Annotated in this window: 15 protein-coding genes; 13 read left to right on the top strand and 2 right to left on the bottom strand. The window is 37.1% G+C overall.

What is annotated here, in order from left to right:
- The 11 genes from ACFWDE_RS16010 to ACFWDE_RS15960 form a co-directional block, all read left to right on the top strand.
- Positions 1-810: DNA-directed RNA polymerase subunit alpha (locus ACFWDE_RS16010; RefSeq protein WP_377893325.1), on the top strand; the 810-nt coding region annotated here is incomplete at its 5' end.
- 35 nt (positions 811-845) lie between these two features.
- A complete protein-coding gene (rplQ, locus tag ACFWDE_RS16005) occupies positions 846-1,208 on the top strand; it encodes a 50S ribosomal protein L17 (protein WP_002091542.1) in 363 nt (120 codons plus the stop codon).
- Positions 1,209-1,314: 106 nt separating this feature from the next.
- Positions 1,315-2,157, top strand: coding sequence for an energy-coupling factor ABC transporter ATP-binding protein (locus ACFWDE_RS16000; RefSeq protein WP_215554967.1), 843 nt, complete (start codon positions 1,315-1,317; stop codon positions 2,155-2,157).
- A complete protein-coding gene (locus ACFWDE_RS15995; protein ID WP_002124690.1) occupies positions 2,133-3,014 on the top strand; it encodes an energy-coupling factor ABC transporter ATP-binding protein in 882 nt (293 codons plus the stop codon). Before ACFWDE_RS16000 ends, ACFWDE_RS15995 begins: the two co-directional genes overlap by 25 nt.
- The gene (locus tag ACFWDE_RS15990) at positions 3,002-3,796 is read left to right on the top strand and encodes an energy-coupling factor transporter transmembrane component T family protein (RefSeq protein WP_341307899.1); all 795 of its coding nucleotides are present in this window, start codon (positions 3,002-3,004) and stop codon (positions 3,794-3,796) included. The genes ACFWDE_RS15995 and ACFWDE_RS15990 overlap by 13 nt, the downstream gene beginning before the upstream one ends.
- A gap of 14 nt (positions 3,797-3,810) precedes the next feature.
- Positions 3,811-4,554 carry a tRNA pseudouridine(38-40) synthase TruA gene (gene truA, locus ACFWDE_RS15985; protein WP_002091547.1) on the top strand — a complete coding sequence of 248 codons (744 nt, stop codon included), beginning with the start codon at positions 3,811-3,813 and terminating at the stop codon, positions 4,552-4,554.
- A gap of 152 nt (positions 4,555-4,706) precedes the next feature.
- Entirely contained in the window at positions 4,707-5,144 is a 438-nt protein-coding gene (rplM, locus tag ACFWDE_RS15980) for a 50S ribosomal protein L13 (RefSeq protein ID WP_002029337.1), read from the top strand.
- Positions 5,145-5,165: 21 nt separating this feature from the next.
- The gene (gene rpsI, locus ACFWDE_RS15975) at positions 5,166-5,558 is read left to right on the top strand and encodes a 30S ribosomal protein S9 (protein ID WP_002091548.1); all 393 of its coding nucleotides are present in this window, start codon (positions 5,166-5,168) and stop codon (positions 5,556-5,558) included.
- Positions 5,559-5,720: 162 nt separating this feature from the next.
- Positions 5,721-6,149, top strand: coding sequence for a DUF2521 family protein (locus ACFWDE_RS15970; protein ID WP_002113330.1), 429 nt, complete (start codon positions 5,721-5,723; stop codon positions 6,147-6,149).
- 66 nt (positions 6,150-6,215) lie between these two features.
- Complete coding sequence (gene cwlD / locus ACFWDE_RS15965) at positions 6,216-6,929, top strand: N-acetylmuramoyl-L-alanine amidase CwlD (protein ID WP_002091549.1); 714 nt, start codon at positions 6,216-6,218, stop codon at positions 6,927-6,929.
- A 143-nt stretch (positions 6,930-7,072) separates the two neighbouring features.
- Positions 7,073-8,140 (top strand): Mrp/NBP35 family ATP-binding protein, encoded by a 1,068-nt coding sequence (locus ACFWDE_RS15960; protein ID WP_377893320.1) that lies wholly within the window; start codon positions 7,073-7,075, stop codon positions 8,138-8,140.
- Positions 8,141-8,188: 48 nt separating this feature from the next.
- On the opposite strand, the gene gerD is transcribed toward ACFWDE_RS15960, so the two are convergent.
- A complete protein-coding gene (gerD, locus tag ACFWDE_RS15955; RefSeq protein WP_377893318.1) occupies positions 8,189-8,806 on the bottom strand; it encodes a spore germination lipoprotein GerD in 618 nt (205 codons plus the stop codon).
- A gap of 139 nt (positions 8,807-8,945) precedes the next feature.
- Here gerD and kbaA point away from each other — a divergent pair, with 139 nt between their 5' ends.
- Positions 8,946-9,557, top strand: coding sequence for a KinB signaling pathway activation protein KbaA (gene kbaA, locus ACFWDE_RS15950; protein ID WP_016103304.1), 612 nt, complete (start codon positions 8,946-8,948; stop codon positions 9,555-9,557).
- 127 nt (positions 9,558-9,684) lie between these two features.
- On the opposite strand, the gene pdaB is transcribed toward kbaA, so the two are convergent.
- Positions 9,685-10,449, bottom strand: coding sequence for a polysaccharide deacetylase family sporulation protein PdaB (gene pdaB, locus ACFWDE_RS15945; RefSeq protein ID WP_002063440.1), 765 nt, complete (start codon positions 10,447-10,449; stop codon positions 9,685-9,687).
- A 192-nt stretch (positions 10,450-10,641) separates the two neighbouring features.
- On the opposite strand from pdaB, the gene ACFWDE_RS15940 reads away from it, so the two are divergent.
- Positions 10,642-10,860, top strand: a complete 219-nt coding sequence (locus ACFWDE_RS15940; RefSeq protein ID WP_377893315.1) for a hypothetical protein — start codon at positions 10,642-10,644, stop codon at positions 10,858-10,860.
- Positions 10,861-11,106 lie beyond the last annotated feature (246 nt).

The raw sequence follows: 11,106 nt of genomic DNA, 5'->3' as shown, positions 1-11,106 counted from the left end.
TCCTCACTCCCTGGTGCCGCTGTAACTGCTATCCAAATCGATGGCGTTTTACACGAATTTTCAACAATTGAGGGCGTAGTAGAGGACGTTACGACGATGATCTTAAACTTGAAAAAGTTAGCTCTTAAAATCTACTCTGAAGAAGAGAAGACGTTGGAAATCGATGTACAGGGCGAAGGTATTGTCACAGCTGCTGATATTACTCACGATAGTGATGTTGAAATCTTAAATCCAGATTTACACATTGCAACGTTAGCAAAAAATGCGCATTTCCGCATGCGTTTAACTGCAAAGCGTGGCCGTGGGTATACGCCAGCTGTTGCAAATAAAAGCGAAGATCAGCCAATAGGAGTAATTCCTATTGATTCTATTTATACTCCAGTATCACGTGTGACTTACCAAGTGGAAAAGACACGTGTCGGACAAGTGGCTAATTATGATAAGCTTACGCTTGATGTATGGACGGATGGAAGCATCGGGCCAAAAGAAGCTATCTCTTTAGGTGCCAAAATCTTAACTGAGCATTTAAATATCTTTGTTGGTTTAACTGACGAAGCACAAAATGCTGAGATTATGGTCGAGAAGGAAGAAGATCAAAAAGAAAAAGTTCTAGAGATGACTATCGAAGAACTAGATCTTTCTGTTCGTTCTTATAATTGCCTAAAACGTGCAGGAATTAATACTGTACAAGAGCTTGCGAACAAAACAGAAGAAGATATGATGAAAGTTCGTAACTTAGGACGTAAATCCTTAGAAGAAGTTAAACATAAACTTGAGGAATTAGGTTTAGGTTTACGTAAAGACGACTGAGGATTTAAACCCATCAACAAAGGAGGGAACTACGAATGGCATACAGAAAATTAGGCCGTACAAGTGCGCAACGTAAAGCTATGTTACGTGATTTAACTACTGATTTAATTATCAACGAGCGCATTCAAACGACAGAAACTCGTGCAAAAGAACTTCGTTCTGTAGTGGAAAAAATGATCACTTTAGGTAAACGCGGAGATCTTCATGCTCGTCGTCAAGCAGCAGCTTTCATCCGTAATGAGGTTGCTAACGCTGAGACTGGTCAAGATGCACTTCAAAAATTATTCGCTGATGTAGCTCCACGCTATGCTGAGCGCCAAGGCGGATACACTCGTATTGCAAAAATTGGTCCACGTCGCGGAGACGCAGCACCAATGGTAATTATCGAGCTAGTATAATGATAATTAAAAGGGCAAGACAGTTCTTTTCAAGTAACTGGTCATGGCCCTTTTTTTTTAAATATAGAAAAACGGGCTAACTTGGCGAAAGAAAGGGTGCCTTGTATTGAAAAAAGAGAAACTTCGGACAGAAAATATATCATTTCAATATCCTGGGGCAGCCTCTTATGCATTAAAAGATGTTTCGTTTTCCTTATATGAAGGAGAATGGGTATCTGTTATTGGACAAAATGGTTCAGGGAAGTCTACACTTGCAAAATTATTGAATGGCTTATTTTTACCGGAATCAGGGACAATTACTTTAAATGATACAATGATTTTATCAGAGGAAACAGTATGGGATGTTCGAAAGCAAATTGGGATGGTATTTCAAAATCCAGATAATCAATTTGTTGGAACGACAGTACAAGATGATGTTGTATTCGGCCTAGAGAACATCGGAATGCCAAGGGAGCAGATGATAGAAAGACTAGAACAAGCTCTGCAACTTGTCCGTATGGAAGATTTTTTAAATGAAGAGCCCCATTCGTTATCTGGTGGACAAAAGCAGCGAGTCGCAATAGCAGGTGTTCTAGCACTTCAGCCATCTATTTTAATACTAGATGAAGCAACTTCAATGTTAGACCCTCAGGGGAGACGTGAAGTAGTAGAAACGGTCAGACAACTTGTTAATCAAAAGGGTATTACGGTGTTATCGATTACGCACGATTTAGAAGAAGCGGCACAGTCAGACCGTATTATTATTTTGAACAAAGGAGAAATATTAGAGGAAGGTACTCCAGAGAAAATTTTCAAATCCTCTCATATGCTCCAAGAGATTGGATTAGATGTACCTTTTTCGGTGAAAATAGCAGAATTATTAAAAAAAAATGAAATTCACTTGCAAAATACGCATCTTACAATGGAAAGCTTGGTGAACGAACTTTGGAGATTACATTCCAAAAAGTAGAACATCGTTATCAATATAAAACTCCATTTGAAAGACGCGCGCTTTATGATGTAGACGTGTCGTTTCCAAGTGGGGGCTATTATGCCATTATCGGTCATACTGGTTCAGGTAAGTCGACGATGATTCAACATTTAAATGGTTTATTGCAGCCGACAAATGGTACGGTTCAAATTGGTGAACATTTAATTTCAGCAGGGAAGAAAGAGAAGAAACTTAAGCCGCTACGAAAAAAAGTAGGGGTTGTCTTTCAGTTTCCAGAACATCAACTATTTGAAGAAACAGTTGAAAAGGACATTTGTTTTGGACCTACTAATTTTGGTGTATCTGAAGAAGAGGCAAAACAAAAGGCGAAAGATGCAATCCAGCTTGTTGGATTGGACATAGAGTTATTAGCACGTTCTCCGTTTGAATTAAGTGGTGGGCAAATGAGGCGTGTTGCAATAGCAGGCGTACTTGCGATGGAACCCGAAGTGCTTGTATTAGATGAACCTACAGCAGGGCTTGATCCGAAAGGACAGCACGAGCTCATGGAGATGTTTTACAATTTGCATAAGGAACAGGGGCTTACAGTCATTCTTGTTACCCATAATATGGAGGATGCCGCTAAGTATGCAGATCAAATAGTGGTCATGCATAAAGGAACGGTCTTTTTGCAAGGAAGAGCAGAGGAAGTATTTTCATATGCTGATGAATTAGAACAAATCGGTGTGGATCTTCCAATGTCTTTAAAGTATAAACGTGCAATTGAAGAGAAGTTTGGTATTTCAATTTCGAAGGCTACCTTATCTTTAGAGGATCTTACTCATGAAGTTGTACAGGTGTTACGAAAAGGTGGTCATGAATCATGCAGCAGTTGATTATTGGGAGATATATTCCAGGTCAGTCACTCGTTCATCAACTTGATCCTCGTACGAAGCTGTTGATTGTCTTTTTATATGTATTTGTTGTTTTCTTAGCAAATAATGCGATTTCATATGGGTTTTTATTCTTATATGCACTCATTGCTTTATTTTTTGCAAAAGTGCCGATTCGTTATGTACTTTCGGGCTTAAAACCAATTTTATGGATTTTTCTTTTTACATTTTTCCTGCATATTTTTACAAATAAAGAAGGGGAAGTACTATTCCAGCTTGGTTGGTTTTCGATACATGAAAAAGGATTAGAGCAAGGAATCTACATTTCTATACGATTTTTCGTTATTATTTTAATGACGACATTATTAACGTTAACAACGACACCAATTGAGATTACAGATGGTTTAGAGACGTTATTAAAGCCGTTGAAGCGTATGAAAGTTCCTGTTCATGAAATCGCATTAATGATGTCAATTTCTCTTCGATTTATCCCCACATTAATGGATGAAACGAGTAAAATCATGAAAGCGCAGGCGTCACGTGGTATTGATTTTGCTGGGGGACCGATAAAAGATAGGATGAAAGCTATTATCTCACTACTCGTTCCATTATTTATCAGTGCTTTTAAGCGTGCAGAGGACTTAGCGATTGCGATGGAATCTCGTGGATATAAAAGTGGCGAAGGACGTACTAAATTTAGGCAACTACGCTGGAAAATAAGTGATACAGTAACAATTGTAAGCTTACTTTGTTTAGCTTGTATTTTAGCATGGGTGCGGTCGTAATGGAGAATAGAGAAATGGAAAGAATAAAATGTACAGTTGCATATGATGGCATTCATTTTTGTGGTTACCAAATTCAACCACAGCATCGTACTGTTCAACAAGAAATAGAGAAAGCATTGCAGAAGTTGCATAAAGGAGAACTTGTTCGTGTGCAGGCATCAGGCAGAACGGATTCTACCGTTCACGCCAAAGGACAAGTGATACACTTTGATACACCTTTGTCTCTTGAAGAGTGGCAATGGAGTAATGCTTTAAATACAATGTTGCCGGATGATATTATTATCAGGCAAGTAGAGAAGAAAACAGAAGAATTTCATGCACGTTACGGTGTCGAGAAAAAAGAATATCGCTATCGTGTATTATTATCAAAGCCTGCGGATGTATTCCGTAGAAATTACGTATATCAATATCCATATCCGCTCGAAATAAACTCTATAAGAAAAGCGATTCCTTATTTTATTGGAACGCATGACTTTACTTCTTTTTGTTCGGCAAAAACTGACAAAAAAGATAAAGTGCGAACAATTTATGAAATCGAATTAATTGAGCAAGACGATGAATTAATTTTTCGCTTTGTAGGTAATGGATTTTTATATAATATGGTCAGAATTATTGTTGGTACGTTACTTAGCGTAGGCCAAGGAAGGCTTGATCCTGATAGTATTCCAGAGATTTTAGCGAAACAGAATCGCCAGTTTGCTGGAAAGATGGCTCCAGGTCATGGACTTTACTTATGGCAGGTAAACTATAACAACTAATCCTGGTGTAACATTTGCTTGACATTAGAAACTCAACAGTATATCATAACATATGGTATTGTTTCTAAAACCACGATTAGCCCCGGAAGGAAATCGTGTTTAAGATAAACAATAGATTTTTTCTATGGAAAAGATAACGAGGAGGGAAACACATGCGTACGACTTTTATGGCAAAAGCTAACGAAGTTGAGCGTAAATGGTATGTGGTTGATGCTGAAGGTCAAACTTTAGGTCGCCTATCTACTGAAGTAGCATCCATTTTACGTGGTAAACACAAACCTACATTTACACCACACGTTGACACGGGTGATCATGTAATTATTATTAACGCTGAGAAAATTCATTTAACAGGTAATAAATTAAACGATAAAATTTACTACCGTCACACTAACCACCCAGGTGGACTTAAGCAAAGAACAGCTCTAGAAATGCGTACAAACTACCCTGTACAAATGTTAGAGCTTGCAATTAAAGGCATGCTTCCAAAAGGACGTTTAGGACGTCAAGTGTCTAAGAAATTAAACGTGTATGCTGGAGCAGAGCATCCACACCAAGCACAACAACCAGAAGTTTACGAACTTCGCGGATAATTAATTAAAGGAGGGCTTACTTTGGCACAGGTTCAATACTATGGCACTGGACGTCGTAAGAGTTCAGTAGCGCGCGTACGCCTAGTTCCAGGCGAAGGACGCGTTATCATTAACGGTCGTGATTTTGAAAAATATATCCCATTTGCTGCATTACGTGAAGTAGTGAAACAACCTCTAGTTGCAACAGAAACTTTAGGTAACTACGATGTACTTGTAAACGTAAATGGTGGTGGATACACTGGTCAAGCTGGTGCTATTCGTCACGGTATTTCTCGCGCTTTATTAAAAGCTGATCCAGAATACCGTCTAACACTAAAACGTGCAGGTCTATTAACTCGTGACGCACGTATGAAAGAGCGTAAAAAATACGGTCTTAAAGGCGCACGTCGTGCACCTCAGTTCTCAAAACGTTAATTTTTGCGAACTTCAAACCCCAACCATTTTGGTTGGGGTTTTTTTATGTTTAATTCTTCTTTTGTAATTTTTGTAGCTTGGAATATTTTAGTGCTACTGTCCTGCGTATGCTTCTTCTTTAGAAGTTTAGACTAATACGTATTAGGGAGGTTTATAAGTACTATGAATGTCATTGTCAGCTTACAAGAAAAGCAAAAAGAAAAGCAGTTAAAATACGAGCGGAAGATGCTGCGAGAATTATCATTAAAAACATTGCGTTCAAATATTCGTGATGCCTTTCAGATGCAAGAACTTCATCGTCAGTATGAAGATTATTGTATTGAACTAGGGATAGAATCTTATTTATTAGGAGCGAGATACAGTAAATTTGGTTATCATGGTGAATCATTCTTTGATGTGAAATATAGGGCTTTAGAAGAAGAACAACAATTAACTGAAACGTTATTTCAATTTTTAACGAGTATGACTATACGTGAAATTAAGTTGCAAGACGAGGAATTGCTTTTTGAATCTTGTCAGCAGTTTATCGGCTTGTGGTGGCAGGAAGGGTATGAAAAAGGCGAAAGAAGATATCGATTAAAGCTACACTAAGACAAGCATAAACTTTCCTCTTGTCCCATATAAGTAATTAGAGGGACTAGCTGGAGGAGGAAAGGTATGAAGAGAATTCGAATTATCTCTTTTGCGCTCGCTGCGGTTGTTTTGTTTTTTTTAGTTAAACAAGAATTTCAAATTACAAAATCGTGGCGAGCTTGGAATTTACCCTTATCAGGGAAAGTGATTGTACTAGATGCTGGGCATGGTGGGCCAGACGGAGGGGCTGTTGGTGGAAAGGATATTGTAGAAAAAGATATTACGCTTGAGATTACAAAAAAGGTACAAGATTATTTACAAGAACAAGGTGCTTTAGTCATTTTAACGCGTGAAGGAGATTATGATTTAGCTAATAAAGATACAAAGTCATATAGTAGACGTAAAGCAGAGGATTTAAAAAAGCGTGTGGATATCATTAATAAGCCTGATGTAGACTTTTTTGCGAGTATTCATTTAAATGCCCTAACTAGTAGTGGGTCTAAGGGCGCACAAACGTTCTACTACCGTTCTTCGATTGAAAATGAACGGGCTGCGAAATTTATACAAGCTGAATTGAGAACAAGCTTAGAAAATACGAATCGTTCTGCTAAAACAATTCCTCACGTGTATTTATTGAAGTATGCCAAAAAACCAGGTGCTTTAATTGAGGCTGGCTTTTTATCGAATGTGAATGAAAGATATATGTTAAATTCGGAGAAATACCAGCAAAAAGTAGCGGCTGCAATATATCGTGGTATATTACGTTATTTTACGGAAAAAGGAAATCCTCCAGAATAAGGAGGATTTTTTGAGTTTCTCTCGTTAACGAAGTTTTCCGAAAATATGTTATACTGAAAATGTAAACGCATTTATTTCAAAGATAAAGAGAGATAAATTTAATTAACATTACGTTATTTTTCATACAGGGGGCTGGGCTAATTATGGTAACAAAAGAGCAGGTAGTGGAAGCATTGGAAGGGATTGTAGATCCGTTTATACATAAAACGTTAAAAGAAACAAATGCAATTAAAGAGGTAACAGTCAAGCCGGAGAAGGAACATGTAAGTGTTAAAATTGCAATTGTAAAGACAGGTACAGCGGAACAAATGCAGTTGCAGTCTGGAATTGTAAAGTTAGTAAAAGAACTTGGAGCAACAACAGTTGGACTTCGTTTTGCAGAATTTACAGAAGAGGAACTAGCCCAGTTTGCACCACCGCAAGAGGAAGAGAAAAGTGAATCCTTATTATCACCGAACTCAAATACAACATTTTTAGCAGTAGCAAGTGGAAAAGGTGGAGTAGGGAAATCGACTGTTTCAGTTAACCTTGCAATTGCTTTAGCTCGTTTAGGAAAAAAGGTTGGTATCATTGATGCGGATATTTATGGTTTTAGTGTGCCGGATATGATGGGTATAGAAAAACGCCCAATCGTAAGAGGTGATAAGATAATACCAGTGGAGCGTCTAGGCGTGAAAGTAATCTCAATGGGATTCTTTGTAGAAGATAACGCACCTGTTATTTGGAGAGGACCGATGCTTGGGAAAATGTTAAATCACTTTTTCACAGAAGTAGAATGGGGTGATTTAGATTACTTAGTATTGGATCTACCACCAGGTACGGGTGATGTTGCTCTAGATGTGCATTCGATGTTGCCGGCTTGTAAAGAGATTATTGTAACAACGCCGCATCCAACAGCGGCATTTGTAGCAGCGCGCGCTGGAGCCATGGCTTTACGTACAGAACATAGTATTCTTGGTGTTGTTGAAAATATGGCGTATTTTGAAAGTAAAGCAACTGGTGAAAAAGAGTATGTGTTTGGAAGAGGTGGAGGAGATAAATTAGCTACGGAACTCCAAACGGATGTAATTGGCCGAATTCCACTTCAACAACCTGATTGGAATAAAGAGGACTTTGCGCCGTCAGTATATGAAGATACACATACAACGGGTCTTATTTATCGTACGATAGCTGAGACAGTTATTGATAAAACAGCTGTTACACAAAAATAAAGTAGTAATGAGTGGACAATATATATTGTCCACTCATTACTATAATTTTTATTGTTGTTCTTTGTTCCCGTCTTGAGAACCACCTTCACTGCCTGCGCCTTTCTTATCAGACCCACCTTTTTCGGCTTTTTGTACACCTTTACTAATGATATCAATCATCTTAGCTTGGAAGAGTGGACTTTCGGCAGTTTCGGTTAGTACTTGCTGTAAATATTGACGATATTCTTTACTCTTCATTGTTTGTAACATAATTTTCTCTACTTCAGGATTTTTCATAATCTCTATAACACCTGATTGGTATTCAGGATCTTTTAGTAAAGTTTTCATTAAGTTTGTTTGTTCTTTTCCCATACTTTTAGCAAATTTTGATGAGAACTCAGGGTCTTTAAAGAGCTTTTCCCAGAATTGTTGCCCTTTTTCAGATACCATCGCATCTTCAATCGTTTTCTTTACTACTGTTTCATCTAGTATGAGGGCTTGTTTCATTTTTTCATCAGTTAATACATCTTGGATCGCTTTTTTTCCTTGATCGGTTTTTAAAATATCAACAATCATTTTTTTTGTTTGATCATAATCAAGTTCGGATTTTGCTTCTTTTTCTTGTGCACATGCCACTAGTGCTATAAATAGAAAAGAAGAAATCCAAACGAGCAGCATCCGTTTCATAAGTTGGAGCTCCTTTCAGCAAAGTTCTCTTTTTTTAATATAAATCTCTTTAAGGAATTTATACATTAACATGGCTAGCTTTTTGAAATTGTCATTGATACAATTTAATTAGAAATATAAGAATAATGGGGGATGTGTTGTGAATAGCCGCAAGTGGGTACGACTATTTTTTACGACGTTGTTTCTTGGTGGGATTAGCACAGTCTTTATTGGTTTTGTTTTAGAGTGGGACAAGTACGTTAAATTTTTTCAAAATTTCGACGGAAAGGAGATTCTAGCAGTTTCTTTCTGGTTGATGGGCGTAGGATTTATTTTTAGTGTTATAAGTCAAATGGGGTTCTTTGCATATTTAACGATTCATCGTTTTGGATTAGGGATGTTTCGGTCATCCTCTTTATGGAATGCAGTACAACTGTTCTTTATTGCGTTCGTATTGTTTGATTTCGTTTATTTAAGGTCAGTACTTATTGCAAATGGGGAAGTTTCCTTAGGGAATAACATACTTGTTGCTGGGATGTTATTTGTGTTTGGGGCAATTGTCGCTTACATAAAGAGTAAAGAAACGAATAAAAAAGCATTTGTTCCCGCTTTGTTCTTTATGGTTGTTGTAACAATTCTTGAATGGGTACCAGCGCTCCGGATTAATGATACAGATTGGTTATATTTAATGGTGATACCACTTCTATTATGTAATGCATATCAGTTACTTGTATTGCATCGTTTAATTGGACAAAAGAGTAAGTCAGTTTAATGAGAAGAGAATGGGTTTTTAATTAACCAGATTCTTATCGTCTGTAAACACTAGGATAAGAAAAGCTCCGCTATCTTAACGAAAGATAGCGGAGCTTTTTATGTGTGAAGAACCGTGTGGAAAGGAACTACTTAATATCTTCGCTTTTTGTACTTGTGTTGGAAATAAGTTGTGATACAGATGTTTGTTCATATCCGTCGCTCTTTAATTTTTGTAAGAGTAATGGTAAAGCCTTATTTGTTTGAAGGGCAGAATCAGAAGCATGTAATAAGACAATATCTCCACCCTTTAAATTGCTAGAGACTGTGGAAACAATTTTATTTACGCCGGGATTTTTCCAGTCATTTGAATTGTTACTCCAATGAACGATGGTGTATCCGAGTGATTCCGCTATTTTAAGAGTCGTTTTGTTAAAGTCGCCACTAGGTGGACGTAATAGCTTGACTTGTTTTACGCCAAGTTTTGTAAAAACATCTTGTGCCCGTAAAAGATCTCGTCGTATTTCATTTGCTTCTAGTGAAGTGTAGGACGTGTAATTATAACCCATACTACCAATCTCATGTCCATCTTTCATGATGCGTTCGACAATATCAGGGTGTCTTTCAGCCCATGCAGCAGAGAGAAAGAAGGTTGCATTCTTAATTTCTCTTTCTTTGAGTGTATTAAGGATTGGAATAGCTTTTTGGTCTCCCCAACTAATGTCAAACGTGAATGCAACTTGTTTTTTTGCAGTGTCCCCTTTGTAAATCACTTTAGGGCCGGTAGCAGTTGAAAAAGCAGATTCATGTGAATATGTTTTTAAAAAGAGTAGCCATGCTGTAAATAAAGAAAGTACGACTATTAAGCTAATGTGTTTAAATGTCCTTTTACTCGTAATAAAAAAGAAAAACATAATATTACGCCCCTTTGTCCAATCCTTTTCAGTTACATATATGCTTTAAATTTAAAAAAGAGAACAAGGGATTAACATCGTAAGTGGTGGATATAATGAGTGATAGAATTTTGTTTTTGATGATACATTATTGATAATTGAAAATGAGTGCGGTGTTTATTGGTACACGTAAGGAGTTATTGGGGTGATAATTTGCTTGGGATTATGTTGACGAAGGAAGAGAAAAAAGAAATGGAATACATACTGAAGAGAGAATTAGAGGAACTTTTATTTGATTTTGAAGATGAGCGTATACATAACGTTGTAAAAAAGGCGATGGAAGAAAGGTATAAAATCATTTTTTGCTTATTTCGGAGAGTTGCTAATAGGGAAGAATGTATTCGTTATGTAAGAAAAAGAATTTTTTATTAAAAAGTATTGACGTTAAGAGTAAGTATATGATAAATTAATAAACGTCGCTGATGCAGAAACGCAGAAAACGACAAAAAAGAAATTAAAAAACTTAGTTGACATCGAAAAATGAAGATGTTAACATAAGGAAGTCGCAAATGAGCGACCGAGTAGTTCTTTGAAAACTGAACGAAACAAACAACGTGAACGTCAATTTTTATTTTTAGATGCTAGACAAACTAACTTTATTGGAGAGTTTGATCCTGG

Source organism: Bacillus sp. NPDC060175, from assembly GCF_042728695.1.
Taxonomy (GTDB): domain Bacteria; phylum Bacillota; class Bacilli; order Bacillales; family Bacillaceae_G; genus Bacillus_A.
This window is presented reverse-complemented; position numbering and strand designations above follow the sequence as displayed.

Excerpts from the sequence above, each read along its gene's own strand:
- rplQ (WP_002091542.1), top strand. The coding sequence starts at position 846 with ATGGCATACAGAAAATTAGGCCGTACAAGTGCGCAACGTAAAGCTATG.
- ACFWDE_RS15990 (WP_341307899.1), top strand. The coding sequence starts at position 3,002 with ATGCAGCAGTTGATTATTGGGAGATATATTCCAGGTCAGTCACTCGTT.
- truA (WP_002091547.1), top strand. The coding sequence starts at position 3,811 with ATGGAAAGAATAAAATGTACAGTTGCATATGATGGCATTCATTTTTGT.
- rplM (WP_002029337.1), top strand. The coding sequence starts at position 4,707 with ATGCGTACGACTTTTATGGCAAAAGCTAACGAAGTTGAGCGTAAATGG.
- ACFWDE_RS15970 (WP_002113330.1), top strand. The coding sequence starts at position 5,721 with ATGAATGTCATTGTCAGCTTACAAGAAAAGCAAAAAGAAAAGCAGTTA.
- cwlD (WP_002091549.1), top strand. The coding sequence starts at position 6,216 with ATGAAGAGAATTCGAATTATCTCTTTTGCGCTCGCTGCGGTTGTTTTG.
- ACFWDE_RS15960 (WP_377893320.1), top strand. The coding sequence starts at position 7,073 with ATGGTAACAAAAGAGCAGGTAGTGGAAGCATTGGAAGGGATTGTAGAT.
- gerD (WP_377893318.1), bottom strand. The coding sequence starts at position 8,806 with ATGAAACGGATGCTGCTCGTTTGGATTTCTTCTTTTCTATTTATAGCA.
- pdaB (WP_002063440.1), bottom strand. The coding sequence starts at position 10,449 with ATGTTTTTCTTTTTTATTACGAGTAAAAGGACATTTAAACACATTAGC.